This is a genomic window from Pedococcus bigeumensis, assembly GCF_039531795.1.
GTDB classification, from domain to species: Bacteria; Actinomycetota; Actinomycetes; order Actinomycetales; family Dermatophilaceae; genus Pedococcus; species Pedococcus bigeumensis.
Genome location: NZ_BAAAQS010000003.1, coordinates 457841 through 478797, shown reverse-complemented (window position 1 = coordinate 478797; position 20957 = coordinate 457841). Strand labels below are relative to the sequence as shown.

Annotated in this window: 21 protein-coding genes; 14 read left to right on the top strand and 7 right to left on the bottom strand. The window is 72.5% G+C overall.

Features of this window, described 5'->3' with window-relative positions; translation table 11 throughout:
• Window positions 1-76: 76 nt before the first annotated feature.
• The 3 genes from ABD262_RS12885 to soxR all read right to left on the bottom strand — a co-directional run bounded on the left by ABD262_RS12885 (window position 77) and on the right by soxR (window position 3584).
• On the bottom strand, window positions 77-2284 hold the full coding sequence (locus ABD262_RS12885) for an MMPL family transporter (RefSeq protein WP_344136662.1): 2208 nt from the start codon (window positions 2282-2284) through the stop codon (window positions 77-79).
• 105 nt (window positions 2285-2389) lie between these two features.
• Window positions 2390-3112: an endonuclease/exonuclease/phosphatase family protein gene (locus ABD262_RS12880; RefSeq protein ID WP_344136659.1), complete on the bottom strand. Its 723-nt coding sequence runs from the start codon at window positions 3110-3112 to the stop codon at window positions 2390-2392.
• A gap of 4 nt (window positions 3113-3116) precedes the next feature.
• Entirely contained in the window at window positions 3117-3584 is a 468-nt protein-coding gene (soxR, locus tag ABD262_RS12875) for a redox-sensitive transcriptional activator SoxR (protein WP_344136656.1), read from the bottom strand.
• Window positions 3585-3709: 125 nt separating this feature from the next.
• On the opposite strand from soxR, the gene ABD262_RS12870 reads away from it, so the two are divergent.
• Window positions 3710-4216 carry a mycothiol transferase gene (locus tag ABD262_RS12870; protein WP_344136653.1) on the top strand — a complete coding sequence of 169 codons (507 nt, stop codon included), beginning with the start codon at window positions 3710-3712 and terminating at the stop codon, window positions 4214-4216.
• Between the two features lie 7 nt (window positions 4217-4223).
• Here ABD262_RS12870 and ABD262_RS12865 read toward each other — a convergent pair whose 3' ends face one another.
• A complete protein-coding gene (locus ABD262_RS12865; protein ID WP_344136650.1) occupies window positions 4224-5006 on the bottom strand; it encodes a fructosamine kinase family protein in 783 nt (260 codons plus the stop codon).
• 211 nt (window positions 5007-5217) lie between these two features.
• On the opposite strand from ABD262_RS12865, the gene ABD262_RS12860 reads away from it, so the two are divergent.
• The 4 genes from ABD262_RS12860 (at window position 5218) to ABD262_RS12845 (ending at window position 9062) form a co-directional block, all read left to right on the top strand.
• A complete protein-coding gene (locus tag ABD262_RS12860; protein ID WP_344136647.1) occupies window positions 5218-6399 on the top strand; it encodes an endonuclease in 1182 nt (393 codons plus the stop codon).
• Window positions 6400-6459: 60 nt separating this feature from the next.
• A complete protein-coding gene (locus tag ABD262_RS12855) occupies window positions 6460-7233 on the top strand; it encodes a GAF and ANTAR domain-containing protein (protein ID WP_344138192.1) in 774 nt (257 codons plus the stop codon).
• Between the two features lie 257 nt (window positions 7234-7490).
• On the top strand, window positions 7491-7964 hold the full coding sequence (locus ABD262_RS12850) for a DsbA family protein (protein ID WP_344138190.1): 474 nt from the start codon (window positions 7491-7493) through the stop codon (window positions 7962-7964).
• A gap of 9 nt (window positions 7965-7973) precedes the next feature.
• Window positions 7974-9062, top strand: coding sequence for an App1 family protein phosphatidate phosphatase (locus tag ABD262_RS12845; RefSeq protein ID WP_344136644.1), 1089 nt, complete (start codon window positions 7974-7976; stop codon window positions 9060-9062).
• Window positions 9063-9098: 36 nt separating this feature from the next.
• Here the strand turns inward: ABD262_RS12845 and ABD262_RS12840 are convergent, their stop codons facing one another.
• Entirely contained in the window at window positions 9099-10544 is a 1446-nt protein-coding gene (locus tag ABD262_RS12840) for an MFS transporter (RefSeq protein ID WP_344136642.1), read from the bottom strand.
• Window positions 10545-10626: 82 nt separating this feature from the next.
• On the opposite strand from ABD262_RS12840, the gene ABD262_RS12835 reads away from it, so the two are divergent.
• Entirely contained in the window at window positions 10627-11487 is an 861-nt protein-coding gene (locus ABD262_RS12835) for an Fpg/Nei family DNA glycosylase (RefSeq protein WP_344136639.1), read from the top strand.
• A 35-nt stretch (window positions 11488-11522) separates the two neighbouring features.
• Here ABD262_RS12835 and ABD262_RS12830 read toward each other — a convergent pair whose 3' ends face one another.
• Window positions 11523-12467 (bottom strand): aminoglycoside phosphotransferase family protein, encoded by a 945-nt coding sequence (locus ABD262_RS12830; protein ID WP_344136636.1) that lies wholly within the window; start codon window positions 12465-12467, stop codon window positions 11523-11525.
• A gap of 132 nt (window positions 12468-12599) precedes the next feature.
• Between ABD262_RS12830 and ABD262_RS12825 the strand changes: the two genes are divergently transcribed.
• The 8 genes from ABD262_RS12825 to ABD262_RS12790 all read left to right on the top strand — a co-directional run bounded on the left by ABD262_RS12825 (window position 12600) and on the right by ABD262_RS12790 (window position 20445).
• A complete protein-coding gene (locus ABD262_RS12825; RefSeq protein WP_344136633.1) occupies window positions 12600-12926 on the top strand; it encodes a rhodanese-like domain-containing protein in 327 nt (108 codons plus the stop codon).
• Between the two features lie 11 nt (window positions 12927-12937).
• A complete protein-coding gene (locus ABD262_RS12820) occupies window positions 12938-13456 on the top strand; it encodes a hypothetical protein (protein WP_344136630.1) in 519 nt (172 codons plus the stop codon).
• 139 nt (window positions 13457-13595) lie between these two features.
• Entirely contained in the window at window positions 13596-14807 is a 1212-nt protein-coding gene (locus tag ABD262_RS12815; RefSeq protein ID WP_344136627.1) for an ATP-binding protein, read from the top strand.
• 80 nt (window positions 14808-14887) lie between these two features.
• Window positions 14888-15325: a VOC family protein gene (locus ABD262_RS12810; protein ID WP_344136624.1), complete on the top strand. Its 438-nt coding sequence runs from the start codon at window positions 14888-14890 to the stop codon at window positions 15323-15325.
• Window positions 15326-15558: 233 nt separating this feature from the next.
• Entirely contained in the window at window positions 15559-18180 is a 2622-nt protein-coding gene (locus tag ABD262_RS12805) for a glucosidase family protein (protein WP_344136621.1), read from the top strand.
• A 21-nt stretch (window positions 18181-18201) separates the two neighbouring features.
• Window positions 18202-18777: a dihydrofolate reductase family protein gene (locus ABD262_RS12800; RefSeq protein WP_344136618.1), complete on the top strand. Its 576-nt coding sequence runs from the start codon at window positions 18202-18204 to the stop codon at window positions 18775-18777.
• The gene (locus ABD262_RS12795; RefSeq protein WP_344136615.1) at window positions 18774-19811 is read left to right on the top strand and encodes an aldo/keto reductase; all 1038 of its coding nucleotides are present in this window, start codon (window positions 18774-18776) and stop codon (window positions 19809-19811) included. Before ABD262_RS12800 ends, ABD262_RS12795 begins: the two co-directional genes overlap by 4 nt.
• Window positions 19812-19833: 22 nt before the next feature.
• Window positions 19834-20445 (top strand): DUF421 domain-containing protein, encoded by a 612-nt coding sequence (locus tag ABD262_RS12790; RefSeq protein WP_344136612.1) that lies wholly within the window; start codon window positions 19834-19836, stop codon window positions 20443-20445.
• Here ABD262_RS12790 and ABD262_RS12785 read toward each other — a convergent pair.
• The gene (locus tag ABD262_RS12785; protein ID WP_344136609.1) at window positions 20442-20933 is read right to left on the bottom strand and encodes a nucleoside deaminase; all 492 of its coding nucleotides are present in this window, start codon (window positions 20931-20933) and stop codon (window positions 20442-20444) included. The genes ABD262_RS12790 and ABD262_RS12785 overlap by 4 nt on opposite strands.
• Window positions 20934-20957: the final 24 nt, after the last annotated feature.

Sequence of the window (20957 nt, the reverse complement as noted above, 5' to 3'; positions counted from 1 at the left end):
GTGGTTGCGAAGTCGGTGGTTGCGAAGTCGGTGGTTGCGAAGTCGGTGGGTGGGAGTCACTGGTCGGAGAGCGCGATCAGTGGGAGGCGACGGTCTCGCGCTCGTCGTCGCGGAGCTCCTCGTCCCAGAGCTCGACGTCGTCGTCCTCGACCTCGGCGCGGACGTGCGGGAGGACCCGGTCGAGCCAGCGCGGCACCCACCAGTTCCAGTCGCCGAGCAGCGACATGGTGGCCGGGACCAGGACCATCCGGACCACGGTGGCGTCGAGCAGGATCGCGACGGCCATGCCGACGCCGAGCTGCTTGACCACGACGTCCACCTCGCTGGCGAACCCGAGGAAGACCGCGACCATGATGGCCGCCGCACTCGAGATCACCCGGCCGGTGGCGGACAGCCCCCGCACGACGCTGCCGTGCGAGTCGCCGGTGCGGGCCCAGTCCTCGCGGATGCGGGACAGGAGGAACACCTCGTAGTCCATGGACAGGCCGAACAGGATGGCGAACATCAGGATCGGCACCCAGCTCGACACGGCCAGCGGGTGGTCGAGGCCGAGCAGGTCGGTGGCCCAGCCCCACTGGAAGACCGCGGTCAGGACGCCGTAGGCCGCGCCGATGCTCAGCAGGTTCATGACCGCGGCCTTGACCGGGATCACGACCGAGCGGAACACCATGGCCAGCAGCAGCACCGAGACGGCCACCACGAAGGCGATGACGATCCACAGCCGCCCGGCCAGCATCTCGGCGATGTCGGCGAAGAAGGCCGTGCCGCCGGTGAGCTCGGCCCCGGCGGGCAGGTGTGCCCGCACGTCGCGGACCAGACCGGGGGTGCGCTCGTCGGTCGGCCCGAAGGCCGGGATGGCGTCGAACACGGTGATCGCCGAGTCCGGCGAGGTGACCGACGGGGTCACGGCCACGATGTCGGCGCGGGCCTCGAGGTCGCGGGCCAGGCCGGCCACGGCCGACTGGTCGAGCTTGGCGCGGTCGACGACCACCGTGAGGGGGCCGTTGCTGCCCGCGCCGAACTCGGCGCTGACGAGGTCGTAGGCCCGGCGGGTGGTGAGCTCGGTCGACTGGCTGCTCGGGTCCTGCGGCCAGGTGCGCATGTCGAGCGCGGGCACGGCCAGGGTGAGCATCACGATCGCGGCCGACATGGCCCAGAGGAGGGGACGCTTGGCGACCTTGACCGCCCACCGGGCGGTGAGCGGCGCCCGCGTGGGCTTGGCGGCGACCTCGCCGGCTGCGGACCGGCGTCCCGAGCGACGCACGGAGCGTGGCAGGAGACGTCGCCCGGCGAACCGGCACAGCACCGGCACCAGCGTCAGCGAGGCGGCCATCACGCTCAGCACCGCGATGCCGGTCGCGAAGCCGAACGAGCTGTAGACCGGCAGGCCCGCGAGCCGCAGACCCATCAGCGACACCAGCACCGTGCTCGCCGCGAAGACGACCGAGCGACCCGCGGTGGCCGCGGCGCGCCCGGCCGACTCGGTGACGCTGAACCCCTGGGCGAGGTACTCGGCGTGCCGGGTCACGAGCAGCAGCGCGTAGTCGATGCCCACACCGAGCCCGACCATGGTGGCGACCATCGGGGCTGCGGTGCTGACGTCGGTGGCGGCGGCGAGCAGGGTGATGCCCGCGCTGCCGACGCCGAGCCCGACCAGCGCGGTGCCGATCGGCAGGCCGGCGCTGACCACCGACCCGAAGGCGAAGACGAGGATGACGAGGGCGGCGACGATGCCGATGACCTCGCCGCGGCCGGCCATGGGGGCGGCCGCGCTCTCGGGGAGCTCGCCGCCCAGCTCGACCTGGACGCCGGTGGCCCGCAGGGGCGCGACGGCGGCCTCGATCGGGTCGAGGTTGGCCATCAGGTCGGGGTCGGTCACCGGTGCGTCGTAGGTGACGGTGACGACGGCGGTGTCACCGTCGGCCGACCGCTGGGCCGGCAGGACCTGGACGACGTGTGGCATGGCCCGCAGGCGGGTCGACAGCTGCGCGAGCGAGGCGTCGGTCGGCCTGGCGCCGGTGCGGTCGTGGACGACGACGCGGGCGGAGGTGTTGCCGGCGCCGGGGAGGTGGGCGCGCAGCTGGTCGATGCCGACCTGGGAGCGGGCGCCGGGCACGTTGTAGTCGTCCTGCGGGGTGCCGCCGGCCGTGGCGGCGAGGCCGACGACGACGAGCGCGAGGACGACCCAGGCACCGAGGGTGCGCCACGGGTGGGCGGCGGCACCGTGGCCGAGGCGGTAGAGCAGGGGTCGGCGCGGGGTGGGCCGGTGGAGCAGGGCAGGCATGGTGGTCCTTCGAGTGGTGCGGAGGTGAACTGGTCGGGACCAGCGTCGGCTCACCTGCTTGTGCGCCACTTGGGACTGACTTGGGGTGCCTGCGCCCCCCGGGGCTCAGTCGGGGAGGGTGACCTCGACGAGCAGCGCGCTGTGGTCCGACGCCACCGAGGGCAGCACCTGCGCGGCGACGACCCGCACTCCCCCGCCCACCCACACGTAGTCGATGCGCCGCGGTGGCGGCTCGGCCTCGAAGGTGGGTCTCTCGCCGTCCCCGGCCACGGTCCAGGCGTCCTCGAGCCGGGTGGCGAGGCACTGGTATGCCGGTGAGCCGGGGGTCGTGTTGAGGTCACCGAGCAGGACGGTCGGGCGCTCGTCGAGGGTGGCCACGATGGCCTCGGCCTGCCGGGTCCGCTCGGTCTCGCTGTCCCACTGCAGGTGCGTGCCCAGCACCCGCAGGGGTCGGCCCCCGACCGTCACCGTGGCCTCCAGCAGCCCACGCTGCTCGCTGCCCTCGAAGCACGGCAGCAGGGTGTTGGAGGTCGACTCGAGCGCGAACCGGCTGAGCAGGGCGGTGCCGTACTGCGCACGCGGGGCACCCGGGAGGGCCGGCGGCTCGTCGAGGTTGGCGGCATACGCGAGGTGCATCCCGAGCCGCTCGGCGAGGCGGCCGGGCTGGTCCTCGAACCGGCTCTGCTCACGACGGAAGCGGTCGACCTCCTGGAGCGCGACCACGGCCGCGCCGCTGGCGTCGATGACGTCGGCGACCCGGTCGAGGTCCAGCACGCCGTCGAGCCCGACACCGCTGTGGATGTTGTAGCTGAGCAACCGGAGCGGCATGGGGTCAGCCGTGCTGGCGGCGCAGCATGGGTGGCAGGTAGGCCGCGCCCGGCACATCGGGACCGGTGGCCGCGCGGTCGGCGGGGTTGGAGATGCCGCACTGCTTGAGCGAGAGGCAGCCGCACCCGATGCAGGAGTCCAGCTTGTCGCGGAGCGCCTCCAGGGCCGCCACCCGCTCGTCCAGCCGGGTCCGCCAGTGCGCCGAGATGCGGTGCCAGTCCGCCTTCGTGGGGGTGCGGTTGGACGGCAGGCCGGCCAGCTCGCTGCGGATCTCCTCCAGGCTGAGGCCGACGTTGCTCGCGGCGCGGATGAACGCGAGCCGGCGCAGCACGCTGCGCTGGTAGCGCCGCTGCCCGCCGGCCGTCCGGGACGCTTCCACGAGGCCCTCCCGCTCGTAGTAGCGCAGGGCCGAGGGCGCGAAACCGCTGCGGCGCGCGACCTCCGACACGGTGAGCACGTCGGTGGTGTCCACGCTCGCCCTCCCTGGGTCACGGAGCTACTTCAAGTCGACTTCAACTTCCACCCTGCCTGTGCTCGTGGGTCCGCGCAAGCCGTCCGGGGCGCGCGCCGTGCGGCAGATCTGCCTAGGATCCGGACATGACCCTGGGAGAGCTGCTCGTCGACGCCTTCGAACGGATCCGGGAGGGCGCGCGGGGCGCCGTCGACGGACTCACGCCGGACCAGCTCGCGCAACGTCCCGGCGACCGGGCCAACTCCATCGGCTGGCTCGTCTGGCACCTCGCCCGGGTGCAGGACGACCACGTCGCCGCGGTGGCCGACCGCGAGCAGGTCTGGACCACCCAGGGCTGGCACGAGCGGTTCGGGCTGCCGTTCGACGCCGACGACACCGGCTACGGCCACACGAGCGAGCAGGTCGCCCAGGTGCGTGGGCTGACCGCCGAGGACCTGGTCGGTTACCTCGAAGCCGTCCACGCCGTCACCGTGGAGTTCGTCCGACCGCTCAGCCCCGACGACCTCGGCCGGGTGGTCGACGAGCGCTGGGACCCACCGGTCACGCTCGGGGTGCGACTGGTGAGCGTGGTCAACGACGACCAGCAGCACGTCGGGCAGGCCGCCTTCATCCGCGGCCTCATCACCGCCTGACCCGACCTCAGCGGTAGCGCCGCGCCAGCTCGAGGGCGCGGTGCGGGTAGTCGGCCCCGAACAGCACTGCGTGTACCAGCAGGGGGTGGAGCTGGTGCAGCGCGACCCGCTCGTGCCACTGCGCGTCCAGGCGGTGCTGGGTCAGGTAGCCCCCGACGACGAAGTCCCAGTGCGGGCAGCCGAACAACGCCAGCATCGCCAGGTCGGTCTCCCGGTGCCCACCGTGGGCGGCGGGGTCGATCAGGACGGCCCCGCTCGGGGTCCACGCGATGTTGCCCGACCAGAGGTCGCCGTGGATCCGCGCGGGGGCGGACCCGTCGTCGAACTCCCCGTCGTGCAGCCGCCGCGCGACCCGCTCGAAGACGACCCGGTCGTGCCGGTGGAAGAGCCCTCGGTCGGACGCCGTCGCCAGCATCGGGAGAAGTCGTTGCTCGGCGTAGAACGAGCCCCATGACTCGTCGGGGCTCAGCCGCAGGGGCAGCAGCTGGGTTGCCGGGCCGAGGAAGCCGTCGCCCACCCACCCCTCGGGAGGGCTCCCGAACGCGGGCGCTCCGGCATCGTGGGTCCTCGCCAGCGCCGCCCCGAACGCCTCAGCCGTCGCCGGGTCGGGGTTGGCGAACGACAGCTTCGCCAGGTCGATGTGCTGGTCGCCCACGGCGAGGACCTCGACCACCGCGGCGCCACCCGGTGCGTCGGCCAGCCACGCGAGGCCGGCGGCCTCCCACCGGAAGTAGCCGGCCGGCGCCGACCGGCTGCCCTTGCGGAAGACGGCGGGCTGCTCCTCACCCACGGAGGAACCCCCTGCGGGAGCGCGCGCCTGCCATCCCGACATCTAACCGCGTGGGCCTGCCGAGCCGCCTGCGCGGCATACCGGCACTCCGGGCGAAGCACGATTTCAGAAACTCCGGGCGAAGCAGGAATTCAGAAACTTTGCCAAGCCCGGCCGGAGGCCATACCGCACGTTCGCCCGGTGTATGCCGCGCGGCTGGCACGGTGCCTGCATGCAGCTCACGATCCGGGTGCGTCCCCGTCTGGCAGCCGTCGCCGCCCTCCTGCTCGTCGCGTTCATCGCGACCACCGCCCGCAGTGCCCTGGCCGCCACACCGCTCACGGTGGCCCAGGCCATCGCCACGCAGGACGGCACCAGCCAGGCCGTCACCGGCTACATCGTCGGTGAGCCGGTCGCCACCAGCACGGTCAACCGGTCGGGCTTCAGCGGAGACCTGGCGATCGCGCTGGCCGACACCGCGTCCGAGACGGGCACCTCGCGGATGCTCTACGTGCAGCTGACGACCCAGTGGCGCTCGGCGTGGGGGCTGCGCACCAACCCGTCCCGGCTCGGCGCGAAGGTCACGGTCACCGGGCAGCTGACGGCCTACTTCTCCCATCCCGGCCTGAAGTCGCCGACCGCGATCACCAGCGGCACGCCCGACCCGGGCCCGACCACGACGACGCCACCACCGACGACGACCACGACGACCACGACGACCTCGCCGACCGACACCTACTACGCCAGCGCCCTGGGCAAGTCGGGACCGGCGCTGCGCAGCTCGCTGCACTCGATCATCCGCAACCAGACCGTGCTGACCTACGACCAGGTCTGGGACGCACTGAAGGACACCGACCAGGACCCCGCCAACAGCAACAACGTCATCGAGATCTACTCGGGTCGCTCGATCGCCAAGTCGGACCACGGCGGCGGGGTCGACCAGTGGAACCGCGAGCACGTCTGGGCCAAGAGCCACGGTGACTTCGGGACGGCGAACGGCCCGGGCACCGACGTCCACCACCTGCGCCCGGAGGACGTCACGGTCAACAGCGACCGCGGCAACCTCGACTTCGACAACGGCGGCTCCACCGTCAACCAGTGCTCGGACTGCTGGCGTGACGGCGACTCGTTCGAGCCGCGGGACGCGGTCAAGGGCGACGTCGCACGGATGGTCTTCTACATGGCGATCCGCTACGAGGGGGACGACGGCTGGCCCGACCTCGAGCCGAACAACTCGGTCGCGAACGGCACGGCTCCCGCCATCGGCAAGCTCACGGTGCTCAAGGCGTGGAGCGCCGGCGACCCACCGGACGCGTTCGAGAAGCGGCGAAACCAGGTCATTTACGACACCTGGCAACACAACCGCAACCCCTTCGTCGACCACCCCGAGTGGGTCTCCTCGATCTGGCCGTAGGAGCTTTGCCCGAACGCCTGTGGGCACCCTGACCTGCCGGTATACCGTGGTCAGGTGAGCATGGGCACCACCGACGAGGACGCGCGCGAGGCGGAGGCCTTGTACGACGACGCCGGGCAGCGCGGGCTCGGGGCGGCGAAGCGGCTGATGGACGACCTCGCCGGCAACCTCGAGGGACTCGACGACCTCACTCCGTACCTCGAGCGACTCGTGCAGTCGGTCAACGCCAACATCGACGGGTGTGACTGCGTGGGTGTGACGGTGGTCATGGAGGACCGGCCGCGCACCGCCGCCTACACCACCGCCGGGACGCTCGAGATCGACGCGGTGCAGTACGCGGTGGGCGACGGACCGTGCCTCGACGCCTTCCGCAACGGTCGCGAGAACCTCGTCGACTTCGCCGGTGGCGAGGAGCGCTGGCCCGCGTTCATCGAGGGCTGCGACCCGGGTGACGTGCAGACCCTCCTGGCCCTCCCCCTCGAGTCGGACCAGCGCCGTTTCGGCGCGCTCAACCTCTATGGCTACGCACGAAATGCCTTTGACCACACCGATCTCGCGCTGGTGCGGATGGCGGCCCAGCGCGCTGCCGACGCCCTTGCCGCGGCGGTCGACCTGGCCGGGGCGCGCGAGGTGGCCGGGCAGATGGAGCAGGCGATGGCCAGCCGCGCCGTCATCGAACAGGCCAAGGGGCTGCTCATGGGCCGCCACCAGATCGACGAGATGGTGGCCTTCGAGCTGCTGCGCAGGCAGTCGCAGGAGCAGAACCTCAAGCTGCGCGTCCTGGCCGCCCAGCTGGTTGCCGAAGCTCGATCTTCCCGTTCCGAGGCAATGTGAGCTAGTCTCGCTAGCACCTGAAGCAACCGGGTCGGCCAGCTGGCCACTCGGTTGCTTTTTTTGTGCCCCGGAGGTGCACCATGCGCAGTACCCCCCACGGTTGTCGCGCGGGCGTCCTCGGCTGTGACCGGCGGATCTCCCCAGGACTGGGTGCCCGGTGCACCCACGAGCCCCGTCGCGCGTCCCGGCGCGCAACCGGTGGAAGTCCGTTCGCAGCACCGTCGGTCGCCGACCCGTCGACCCTGCTGGTCTACGTGATGGACATCTACGACCCGGCGTCGTGGGGATACCTCCCCTCGGTCAGCGCGGTGCTGAGCGCCGCCTGCCCACTCGTCGACGTCGAGGTGGTCCAGTCGGGCCGGTTCGCGGCCGGCTCTCCCGCAGCGTGCCTGATCGCACTCCTGGCCGCGGCCGACCTCCCGGTGTCGACCGTCCTGGGTGCAGTGCAGCACCAGTACTTCGTCGGGGGCCAGCCCCTCGACGACCCGGGCGTCCTCGGCTCGATCGCCCACGACCTCGGGCTGGACGGCCCGGCCATCGAGATCTTCGCCCGCAGCCCGCGGGCCCGCGAGCTCGCGTCCGAGGACTTCGAGCTGGCCCGCGACCTCGCCCTCGGCGGCGGCCCGCTCCTGCTGGCCAGTCGGGGCGAGCAGGTCTTCGAGTTCGACGGTCCCGGCGCCAGTGGTGACCGGCTGGTCGACCAGTTCAGGACGGTGCTCACGAGGCCATAGGGTCTGTCCATGGCCAGACCGCACGCCGCCTCCATCGTCGAGGACGCCTGGCACCGCCGCGTCGACTCGGTGCTGCGCAGCCGGGGGTGGCAGACCCGCATCGTGGCGCACACCGGCTACGGCTCCGAGGAGTTCGCGCGCGTCCTCGGCCGCGTCCTGCTCACCCGCCGGGCCGACCGGAGCGAGGGCGGTGAGCGCGCCGACGCCGGCGCCTCGACCGCCGAGCTGAGGTCGGCGGAGGACGAGCGCCGCGGCTGGCGGGCCTTCATCACGGCCCCGGCGATGAACGTCCCGGTGAAGATCACCCTCGGCGACAAGACCGTGCACACCCGCACCGACCGCAGCGGCTACATCGACACGAAGGTGCGCGACCACCGGCTCACGCCCGGCTGGCACGAGGCGACACTGACGTCGGTGGACGCCGAGGACACCACGGCCGCAGTGATGGTCGTCGGGTCCGACGAGACGTTCGGCCTGATCAGCGACATCGACGACACGGTGATCTCGACCTCCCTGCCCCGGCCGATGATCGCGGCCTGGAACACGTTCGTGAAGAGCGAGAACGCCCGCCACGTCGTGCCGGGCATGGCGACGATGTACCGCGAGCTGCTCGCCGAGCACCCGAACGCCCCCATGGTCTACGTGTCCACCGGCGCCTGGAACACCGCGCCGACGCTGACCCGCTTCCTGCGTCGCCACGGCTACCCGCCCGGTCCGCTGCTGCTCACCGACTGGGGTCCCACCAACACCGGGTGGTTCCGCTCCGGCCAGGACCACAAGCGGGCCTGCCTCCACCGGCTGGCCAACGAGTTCCCCAACATCCGCTGGGTCCTCGTCGGCGACGACGGCCAGCACGACCCGAAGATCTACGGCGACTTCGTCGAGCAGCGGCCCGATACCGTTGCTGCCATTGCCATCCGCGAGCTGACGCCCAGCGAGCAGGTGCTGTCCCACGGCATACCGGTGTCGTTGGAGGAGTTCACGCCGGCGCGTGGGCGCCACGAGAAGGAAGTGCCGGTATGCCGCGCTGGCGACGGCTACGGGCTGGTGCGCCTCGTGCGCGTGGCGCTCGGCCAGGCCACCGCGTCGGACGACTGAGACCCAAGGTGACCTGACGGTCACGCACCACCCAGGCTAGCGCGCGGCGACGTCGAGGTGGGGCAGCTCGGCGCAGGGGGTGCGCTCACGCGGCGGCAGGCCCACCGCGGTCAACACGGAGCCCCCGACCAGGAGGCCGGCGCACACGATCATCGCGAGGCGGTAGGAGGGCGCGAGCGCGTCCGCGGAGGCGTAGTCGGCCCCACTGAGCCCGACCAGGGGTGGCAGGGCCGCGACCGCCAGGAGCCCGGCCGTCCGTGCCACCGCGTTGTTGACGCCGCTGGCCGTGCCCGCGAGCTCGTCGGGAGCAGCGGCCAGGACCGTGCCGGTGAGGGGTGCGACCGTCAGGGACAGTCCGAGCCCCACCAGCGAGATGCCGGGAAGCACATGGAGGACGAAGGACGGGTCGCGCGGGGCGAGCGCGAGGAGGGCGAATCCCGCTGCGGCGACGAGGGTTCCACCGATCATGAAGGGGCGCGGCGCGGTGCGCGCCGCCATCGTGCCGAACCGGCGGGCGAGGAACAGCATCAGGATGCTCAGGGGCAGCGTCGCGGCGCCTGCCTCCAGCGCCGACCAGCCCGCCACGGTCTGGAGGAACAGCACGAGGAAGAGCAGCGCCGCCGACAGGCCCGCGTAGACCAGCAGGGTGACCAGGTTGATCACGGTGAAGACGCGGTTGGCGAACAACGACGGTGGGACCATCGGCGCCGGCGCGTGGGTCTCGGCCCACGCGAAGGAGAGCAGGGCGAGCAGTCCGACGACGCCGACTCCGACGGCGCGAGCGCTCACGCCGTCGGACAGGGCGGTCAGCCCGTAGGTGAGGGCGGCCAGCCCGACCACGGCAAGGGCGATGCCGGTGAAGTCGACGTGCTTGCTGGCCAACGGGTTCCGGGACTCGGGGACGCACTTCAGGGCGAGCATGACCACGACCACCGCGAGGGGCACGTTGAGCCAGAACGCCCACCGCCAGTCGTGCTCGACGAGCCAGCCGCCCACGACCGGCCCGGAGGCCGACGCCACGCCGAGCAGGCCGGTCCAGGCGCCGATCGCCGCCATCCGGTCGTCCCGGTGGAAGGAGGCCTGCAGGATGGCCAGGCTGCCGGGCACCAGGAGAGCCGCGCACAGCCCTTGGACGGCCCGGGCGGCGACGAGGACCTCCACGGTGGGCGAGAGGGCGCACAGCGCAGAGGCGACGCCGAACCCACCCACGCCCACGGCATACATCGCCCGTCGCCCGAACCGGTCGCCCAGCGATCCGCCGAGCAGGATGAACGCGGCCAGCGTCAGGGCGTAGGCGTTGACCACCCACTGGAGCCCGGCCAGGTCGGCGTCGAGGTTGCGCCCGATGGTCGGCAGGGCGACGTTGACGACCGTGCCGTCGAGCAGGGCGATGCCGCTGCCGAGGACGGTGGTCGCCAGCACGAGGCGACCACCGTGCGACTTCAGCCGCAACAGCTCGTGGGGCGCGGGCTCGGAGGTCATGCGGCCGCTGTCGTCATGCGCCCATCGTGGCACCGTCGCGGACGCCCGGCCCGGTGACGGGCCGGTCTGCCAGACTTGCCGGGTGCCGGAGCTGCCCGAGGTCCAGGCGCTCGTCGACTTCCTCGCCGAGCGCACCGTCGGGCTGGCCGTGACCGGCATCGAGCTCGGGTCGTTCTCGGTGCTCAAGACCTTCGACCCCCCGCCGCAGGCGCTCACCGGAGCCCCGGTCGACGGCGTCTCGCGGCACGGCAAGTTCATCGACCTCGACTGCGACGGCGTCCACCTGATCTTCCACCTGGCCCGGGCCGGCTGGCTGCGCTGGTCCGACGCCGTGCCCAACACCGTGCTGCGGCCGGGCAAGTCACCCATCGCACTGCGCACGCGGTTCTCCGACGGCTCGGGCTTCGACCTCACCGAGGCCGGCACCAAGAAGCGGCTCGCCGCCTACCTCGTCCGCGACCCCCACGACGTGCCCGGCATCGCCTCGCTCGGCCCCGACCCACTCGCCCCGGAGTTCACCCGCGAGGCGTTCGGGGCCCTGCTCGCCGGCCGGCGCTCCCAGATCAAGGGGCTGCTGCGCGACCAGGGGTTCATCGCCGGCGTCGGCAACGCCTACTCCGACGAGATCCTGCACGTCGCGAAGATGTCGCCGTTCGCGATGGCGTCCAGCCTCGACGACGAGGCCACCGACCGCCTGTATGCCGCCCTGCGCGACACGCTCGCCGCCGCCGTCGCGACGGCTTCCGGCAAGCCCGCCAAGGAGCTCAAGGACGCCAAGCGCGCCGGCATGCGGGTGCACGGCCGGACCGGTGAGACCTGCCCCGTCTGTGGCGACACCGTGCGCGAGGTCTCCTTCGCCGACTCCTCGTTGCAGTACTGCGCGACCTGCCAGACCGGCGGGAAGCCGTTGGCCGACCGCCGGATGTCCCGGCTGCTCAAGTAGCGCCGATCCCGGACTGCGATGCAGCCGACACAGGCTCAGTCGGGCAGCAGGACGGTCGCGGCATCGAGGAAGGACTCCGCGACCTCGTCGTCGCGGAACCACCGCAGGTAGAGGCCGGTCGTGACGCGCTCGACGAACGCCCACTGACGCACCCGCTCCGGATCCGTGTCCGTGAGGTCGGCGGCCAGGTCGCAGAGGGCGTCGTGCCGCGCGCGGGCGGTGCGGTGGTCGCGGCTCGCCAGGACCTCCCTGCTGAAGTCGCGCACGGTCACCCCGACGTCGTACTCGGGCTCGCACCGGAAGCCGTCCGGGTCTACCAGCTTGTAGCGCGGGATCCCATTGGCCTGCAGCGCATTCCCGGGGTGCGGGTCGCCGTGGCAGAGCACGTCGCGCAGCGGGTCGCGGGTGGCCGACAGGTGGCGAGCCAGCTCGTGGGCGCGGTCGAGGGCGAGCCCCCAGCGGTCGTCGTCGTCGCCCTGCCGAAACCGGCGGACGATCCCCGCGAGCTGGGCTGCCTTGTCGTCCCCGGGGGCGGGGGCCGGCGCCAGGCCCACCGGCAGCTCCCAGGCGAGGCGCAGGGCGGCCGCCAGGTGGTCGACCTGGGCTGCGGGCGGGAGCCGCGACGAGGCCAGGCTCGTGCCGAGCCGCTCGAGCAGCACGACGCCGCGCGGGGAGTCGGCGGCCAGCACCGCGGCATACCCCCGGCCCTGGGCCGCCTCGAGGGTGGTGACCTGCGCCGTGAACGCGGGACCCACCCGGTCGATCTTGAGCACTGCCGGGGTGCCGTCGGCGTCGACGGCCACCACCGGTCCTCCCAGACCCTCGCCGTAGACCTCGCCGACGGTCAGGGACCAGCGCTGCACGAGCTCGGCGAGCAGCTCGCCCAGGCCGTCGAGGACCGGGGCCAGCGCAGGGTGGCTGCCCACCTGGGCGCGGACGGTGGTCACCACTCGCGCGATCTGCTCCTCCTGACCCGTCATGGCGCCACTGTGCCGGTTGGTCGCGGTCCTGCCCACTCGTTTATCCCGCCAGGGGTCGTCCACCGCCGCAAGGGGGTCGTCCAGCCCTGGGTCGTGGACGCCGGGACGGGCGCCGGGTGGTTACATGGGCACATGAGTATTCCCCAGGTGCCGGTGACCGACGTCCACGACCAGGCGCTCATGCTCGACGTGCGCGAGCAGGACGAGTGGGACGCCGGGCACGCCCCGGGTGCCCTGCACATCCCCCTCGGTGAGCTCCCGTCGCGCCTCGACGAGCTGCCCGACACCGACGACAGCGTCCTCGCCGTGGTCTGCCGCGGGGGCGGGCGGTCGTCGCGCGCTGTGGCCTGGCTCTCGCAGCAGGGTTTCGACGTCGCCAACCTCGATGGCGGCATGAAGGCCTGGGAGGGCGCGGGCAAGCCGCTCGTCGCCGACTCCGGCTCCGCCACGGTCAAGTAGGGCTTGCCGACATGGCGTGGTTCGGTCGGCGTCGTGACGACGACGACGCGATGCCGGAGCCGCAGGCCGAGGAGCGCACCCTCCCCGACGCCGGTGACTCGCTCGACCCCAACGCCTCGCTGCGCCCGCTGGTCGACCCGCTCGGCGACGAGGAGCGGGCGCGGATCCGCGCCGCCCTCGAGTCCCTGACGGAGGACGGCGTCGACGTCGACGACCTCGCCTCCCTGGGCGCCGGCCTCGACCGGGCGTATGCCGCGTGGGCGGCCGCCCCCGAGGACGACCGCCCCGACCACGCCGCCATCGTCGAGCGCTACGCCGTGGGCATCGGCGAGTACCTCGACCGCAACACCGACCTCGACTGGCAGGTGGTGACGGACGTCTTCGGCACCGACCTGTCGCTCACCGAGGGCTTCAAGGGCTCGTTCGTCGTGGTGCCGCACAACCTGGTCGCCGGGCGCTGGATGCGGGGCGAGACCGGCTGGGTCCCGGCCGTCGTCGGGCACATCGTCAGGCGCCGCAGCCGCCGCTGAGCGGTGTCTCTGGCGCCCTATCGGGTCGTCTAGCGCTGCCGCTAGAAGAGGGCAGATCCCCCCATCGACCTCCGGCGACACGATCGCGCCGTATCGCCGCATCTCAGGGAAACGCTAGAGAGACCCATACGCTGCGATCGTGGACCCGATACGCAACCCGTACGCCCCCGGCGCCGGACAGCGACCTCCGGAGCTCGCCGGTCGCGACGAGCAGCTGCACGCGTTCGACGTCGTGCTCGAGCGGATCGCCCGCGGCCGTCCGGAGCGCTCCATCGTCCTCACCGGCCTGCGCGGCGTCGGCAAGACGGTCCTGCTCAACGCCCTGCGCTCCGCGGCGGTCCGCGCCCACTGGGGCACCGGCAAGCTCGAGGCCCGCCCCGACCAGCGCCTGCGCCGACCGCTCTCGGCTGCGCTGCACGTGGCGGTCCGCGAGCTCGGCCACCCGGCCGGCGACCAGGTCGACCACGTCCTCGGCGTGATCAAGGCGTTCGCGCAGCGCGACGCGGCACCCGGGGCCAAGCTGCGCGAGAAGTGGAACCCGGGCATCGACGTCCCGGCGGCGGTCGGTCGCGCCGACTCCGGCGACATCGAGATCGACCTGGTCGAGCTGCTCACCGACGTGGGCGGCCTGGCCGCTGACGTCGGGCGCGGCGTCGCCATCTTCATCGACGAGATGCAGGACCTCGCCGCCGACGACGTCTCGGCCATCTGCGCGGCCTGCCACGAGATCTCCCAGTCCGGCCTGCCCGTCATCGTCGTCGGGGCCGGCCTGCCGCACCTGCCGGCGGTCCTGTCCGCCTCGAAGTCCTACTCGGAGCGGCTGTTCCGCTACCAACGCATCGACCGGCTCGACCGGGCCTCCGCCGACCTGGCCCTGGTGGCACCGGCCGGCGACGAGGACGCGGCGTTCGAGCCCGAGGCCCTCGAAGCCCTGTATGCCGCGACGGCCGGCTACCCCTACTTCGTCCAGGCCTACGGCAAGGTCGCGTGGGACGTCGCGCCGCGATCGCCCATCACCGCGCAGGACGTCGCCGTGTCCGCCCCGGAGGCCGAGGCCGAGCTCGCGGTGGGCTTCTTCGGGTCCCGCTTCGAGCGAGCCACCCCCGCCGAGCGCGAGTACCTGCGGGCGATGGCCGACGCAGCCCAGGGCCTCGTCGACGGTGGCGAGGAGGTCGACGAGACGGAGTCGGTGCCGACCTCGGCCGTCGCCCAGGTGCTGGACCGCAAGCCGCAGTCGCTCTCGCCCGCCAGGGACGCGCTGCTCAAGAAGGGGCTCATCTACTCGGGGGAGCGCGGCCGGATCGCGTTCACCGTGCCCCACTTCGGGCGCTACCTGCGCACCCAGGGCTGACCCACAGGGCTCGACAGCGACCGCGACACTGACCTCGACAGGGGCCTGGACAGCGGCCTGGACTCGGTAGCGTGCTGCGCATGCCGATCAAGCTCGAGAACGTTGCCATCGCGGTCCGCGACCTCGACGCGACCATCGCCTTCTTCACCGACCTCGGGCTGAGCGTCCTCGGCCGCGACACGGTCAGTGGGGAGTGGACCGACACGGCGGTGGGCCTCGACGGGAACCACGCCAAGATCGCCATGCTCCAGACCCCGGACGGCCACGGGCGTCTCGAGCTCTTCGAGTACCTCCATCCGGCCGCGATCGAGACCGAGCCGACCCTGCCCAACGAGATCGGCATGCACCGCGTGGCCTTCTCGGTCGACGACCTCGACGAGGCGCTGGCGATCGCCGCACGGCACGACTGCCACCCGCTGCGTGGCGTCGGCACCTACGAGGACGTCTACCGGCTCACCTACGTCCGCGGCCCCAGCGGCATCATCGTGATGCTCGCCGAGGAGCTGCAGAAGGGCTAGCCGGGCGCGCTGGCCGCCTCCGGCCACGGTCGCCCGCCGACCGCTCGTTTGCGCAGGTCAGCGGGCCTCCAGGCGTCTGCGCGACCGCTCGACGCTGATCCGTTGCCGGTCCGCCGGAGCGGGTGTAGCGTCCGACAGTCCGGACAATTCGTCCGTCACGCACCGGACGAGGACTCCTGACCACCCAGGCGACGCCGACCGACGTCGCTCTCCCTCTGGGTCGGAGGACGACGATGTCTCGATCTCACGTTGCAGGTGCCACCGCGGTGCTGCTCGGAGCGGCCGTCATGGTGGCGCAGGTGCCGGCCAGCGCCGCGCCGGGGGGAGGGGGCGCCAGGGATGCCGTCGCCGGAGCCGGCGACGAGCTCTCGGTGAGCGCCCGGCTCGCCGACCGGCGGGAGGTCTCGGCGGGGACGCGGGCCTACTCCATCGGGTTCGAGGACGGCCGCTTCTATGCGAACGGCTGGCACATCACCGGGGAGATGGGTGGCGTCTGGACGCCGCCCCTGAAGCTCGTCGACGGCGTGTGGTTCGGCCTCGACGACCAGTGGGTGGGCCCGGCGACGAAGTTCACCTCCGGGTGGGGGTACAGCCGCTACGACCTGCCCGACACCGCGGGCCTCAAGGTGGCCCGGACGGACTTCGTGCCCGACGGTGTGCGCGGCGCGCTCTTCGGCCTGACCGTGACCAACCCGGGCGCGGCGCGAACAGCCAAGCTCTCGGTCGACGCCCACTCCGAGCTGATGGGCCAGTACCCGTGGGGCTTCAGCGGCGTCACCCCCAACGCGAGCGACAACCTCCCGGACACCGGTGCCTACGACGGCAGGAACCTCGCCTTCACCGACGACGGCGCGCTCCCGGGTGCACCGACCCACCACTACGCCGCGCTCGTCGGCACCTCCGCCACTCCCACGAGCGGGCAGATCGGTGACCAGTTCCACGGCGCGCAGCCCGGACACCGCTGCACCGGCACCGAGCCCGGGGCCCCGGCCGACCCCAAGCCCTCCGCCTGTGACGACGGACCGTTCGGCAACGGCACCGGTGGCCGGCTGACCTACCGCCTCGACCTGCCGGCGGGTGGCTCGAAGACCATCTGGCTCGCCGTCGCCGGCTCCGACCAGGGGCTTGCCTCGGCGCGGGGCGAGCTGGCCAAGGCGCTGGCCGACCCGGCCGCGGCCCTCGCGGCCAAGAAGGCATCGCGCCGGGCGCTCTCGGAGCTGACCCGGCTGTCCCTGCCCGGCGACCCGCTGGTGCAGGACGCGGTGGAGTGGGGCAAGCAGAACATCGCCGACCTCACCCAGACCGCGACGAACCTGCAGGTGCGCTGGACCAACCAGGGCAAGCAGTTCCCGGCTCCGTCCGGGACCGTCCCCACGGCGACCTGGATCGGGGCGGGCTTCCCGGACTACCCGTGGCTCTTCGGCACGGACGCCGAGTACACCGCGTTCGCGTCGGTCTCGGTCGGGCAGTTCGAGGCGATCAAGGACCACCTGCGGGCGCTGCGCGACGTCTCCGACATCCTCAACAACCGCTCCGGCGTCGTGACCCACGAGGTCGTCTCGGACGGCTCGATCTGGTTCGGCCAGGACTCCCGCAGCACGAACGCCGACGGCAGCACGGCCTACAACTTCAACACCGACGAGACGGTGAAGTTCCCGAGCACCGTGGCGCTGCTGTGGCGCTGGACCGGGGACGACCGGTTCCGCGACGAGATGTACGACTTCTCGGTGCGCAACCTCAGGTACGTCACGGACACCCTCGACGCCGACCACGACGGCTTCCCCGAGGGTCTGGGCAACGTCGAGCGCAGCGGCATGGGCACCGAGAAGCTCGACAACACCGTCTACTACGTCCGCGGTCTCTACGACCTGGCCGCCATGGCGAAGGCCAAGCACGACGGCACCACCTTCGCGTGGGCCAGCCGGCTCGCCCGCCGGATCCAGGACCGCTTCGACGGGGCGTGGTGGTATGCCGCGGCGTCCCAGTACGCCGACTCGCTCACCGACCCCGGAAACGTCCAGTCGTTCCAGAAGCACTGGATCGGCCAGACCCCGATGGAGGCCGAGCTCCAGGTCAACGGGCGCACCGTGCCCGGGCTGGCCCCCTTCGCCCACGGCACGGCGGCGCTCGCCGGTCGCGAGGACCCGTGCTACAGCGGGACGGCGCCCCTGTCGACCGGCCTGTTCCACACCGGTTGTGGCGGTGGCGCGAACGGCCAGGGCGAGAAGGTCATCTTCGGCCTGACCACCTCGATCCAGTCGATCGGCGAGGGCAACTACGGCCGGCTCGGTGCCGGGCAGCAGCAGCGCTACACCCACGCGCTGGCCGACCCCATGTTCGCCGAGCCCGCCACCGGCGGCACCCCGGACGAGCAGCCGGGCGCGATGCCGGAGATCTTCCCCTCGCCGGACCAGGGCGCCAACATCGCCCGGTGCTGGACCTGCCGCTCGATGTTCATGCAGGCGTGGGGCAACTACGGCACCGCCTGGGCCGTCGTGCACCAGTGGCTCGGGGTCCAGCCCGACCTCGGCAACGGCGAGCTGGTCGTGGTGCCGCAGGTCCCGGCGGGTCAGCCGTCGGCCTCCGGTGAGCACATCCGGCTCGGCGGTGGTTTCGCCGACGTGTCGGCCTCCGTCGCAGGGTCGCGCTACACGACGAGGGTCCGGGTCGACTCGGCGGTCGGCGCCGACAAGGTGTGGATCGGGCACACCGTCCCGCGCGGCAGCACCGTGACCCGCGTGGTGCTCGACGGCCACGTGCTGACCGGCTGGACCAGCCGCACGACCAACCGTGGCCTCGAGGTGACCGTCCCCACCAAGGCGGGGTCGCACACCCTGGAGGTGACGACCTCCTGACGGCGTGGCAAGGTCGGCTGCATGGGTCAGATCGCAGTCCACGAGTTCATCTCCCTCGACGGTGTCTTCGAGTCGCCGAGCTGGACCTTCGAGTTCGGCTTCGACCCGGCGATGGGGGACACCCTCGCCGGGATCACCGGCAGCGCCTCGGCGATCCTGCTGGGCCGCAAGACGTTCGACATGTTCGCTCCCGCGTGGCGGGACCGGACGGCGGAGCAGGACCCGGGCGCGCCGTTCTTCAACGAGACCACCAAGTACGTCGTCGGCGCGCAGGAGCCCGCACACGAGTGGGGTCCCAGTGAGCTGCTCGGCGCCTACGACGCCGACGCGATCCGACGGCTGAAGGACGACACCGACGGCACCATCTACATCTCGGGCAGCGGCCAGCTGGTGCGCGGGCTGCTCGCCGACGGGCTCGTCGACGAGCTCCACCTGTTCGTCTACCCGATCGCGCTGGGTGCAGGAGAGCGCCTGTTCGCCGAGGGCGGCGGGCCCACCACGCTGAGCCTGCTCGCCAGCGACACCTACGCCAACGGCGTGGTGCACCTGTCCTACGGACCCGCAGCAGCCGCGACCACCACGGAGTCCGGGGCATGAGCGCCGCGGGCAGCCGTCGGGTCGACCTCGGCCACGGTCTCGAGGTCAGCCGGCTCGGCTTCGGCGGCATGGCGATCACGCACGTCTACGGCGAGACCGACCCCGCCGAGGGGCTCCGGACCCTTCACCACGCGGTCGACGCCGGCGTCACCTTCATCGACACCGCCGACGTCTACGGCCAGCCCCGAGAGGGCGTGGAGGGGCCGGCGGGCACCAACGAGGAGCTCGTGGCCCAGCTGCTGCGCGACCGGCGCGACGAGGTGCAGCTCGCCACGAAGTTCGGCATCACCGGCGTCCCCAACCAGGGGCCCGGCGCGACCGCGGTCCGCGGCGACGCGGCCTACGTGCGCAGCGCCGCCGAGGCGTCGCTGCGACGGCTCGGCACCGACGTGATCGACCTCTACTACCTGCACCGGCGCGACGTCAGGGTGCCGATCGAGGAGACCGTCGGCGCGATGGCCGAGCTCGTCGCGGCCGGCAAGGTGCGGCACCTCGGCCTCTCCGAGGTGACCGCGACCGAGCTGCGCGCGGCCGCCGCGGTCCACCCCATCAGCGCGGTGCAGAGCGAGTGGAGCATCTGGTCACGCGACGTCGAGGCCCAGGTCGTCCCGGCGGCCGTCGAGATCGGTGCCGGGTTCGTGCCCTACTCGCCGCTGGGCCGGGGGTTCCTCACCGGGGCGATGACCAGGGAGGCCGTCGCAGGGTCGATGCTCAAGGGCCACCCGAGGTTCGACGCCGGCTTCGACGCCAACCAGCGCGTCGTCGAGGTGGTGACCGAGGTGGCCGCCGAGGTCGCGGCCACGCCGGCCCAGGTGGCCCTCGCCTGGCTCTACGCGCAGGGCGAGCGCCTCGGGCTGCCGGTGGTCCCGATCCCCGGGACCCGCCGCCCCGAGCGCGTGGACGAGAACCTCGGCGCCCTCGACGTCCGGCTGGACGCCGACCACCTGACCCGGCTCGACGGGGCAGCGGCGCTCGTCGAGGGCGACCGCAACCTCAGCAAGGACCCCGCCTGGATCTCATCCGGGCGCGAGTAGCCACCAGCCCCAGGAGCCAGCCATGGTCCAGCACGTCGTCGCCGCGGCACAGCAGGGAGTCCTCGACGACCTCCTCCACCTACCGATGCCCGCGGCCGAGAAGATCGTCCGCACGGTCGCGGTCTACCTCGGGATCCTCATCGTCATCCGGGTCGCCGGCAAGCGCCTGATGGCGCAGATGAACAGCCAGGACCTCGTCGTGGTGCTGCTGCTGTCCAACGTGGTGCAGAACGCCATCATCGGCGAGGACAACTCGCTGGTCGGCGGGCTGATCGGTGCCGCGGTCCTGGTCCTGGTCAACTCCGGCCTCGACCACCTGACCTTCCGCAGCGCGCGCCTGTCGTGGCTGCTCGACGGCCGGCCCACCGTGGTGGTCCTGGACGGGCTCGCGAACCACCGCGCCCTGATGCGCCTCGGCATGACGCCCGAGGAGCTGGACAACGCCATCCAGGCCCAGGGCGCCGACTCGCTGAGCCAGGTCCGCCGGGTGGCGGTCCAGCCCGGTGGCTCGGTCACGGTCGACCTCCAGCCCGACGCGCGCACCGCCACGATCGGCGACCTGCGTCGCGCGGTCGACGCCCTCACCGCGCGGCTCGAGGCGCAGGACGGCGGCGCGACACCGACCAGGGGCTAGCTGCCCTCGGGCATGCCGTGCAGCCGCCGGTGCAGCTCGCGCACCTCGCGTTCGAGCTCGGGTGCGGGACCGTCGACCACCAGTCCCGGCGCGACCGCCTGCACGGGCAGCGGGTTCACCGGTCCCGGTGGCACTCCCCACCCGCGGAGCCAGCCGACGAGCTGCTCGGTCGACACGGCATACACGATCCGGCCGAGGCCCACCCACGCGTGCGCCGCCGAGCACATCGCGCAGTGCTCACCCGAGGTGTAGACGGTGCAGGCCGCCCGCTCGTCCGGCGGCAGGTGCTGGGCGGCCCACTTGGCCGCCTCGAACTCGGGGTGCCTGGTCTGGTCGCCGTCCTGGACGCGGTTGCGGTCGGCGAAGCGCACCTGCCCGGCGCCGTCGACCAGCAGCGAGCCGAACGGCTCGTCACCGGCCTCCAGGCCTTCGCGGGCCAGGTCCACGCACCGGCGCAGGTGGGTCAGGTCGACGTCGGAGAGGGCCATCCCCCGATGGTCGCAGACCACCGG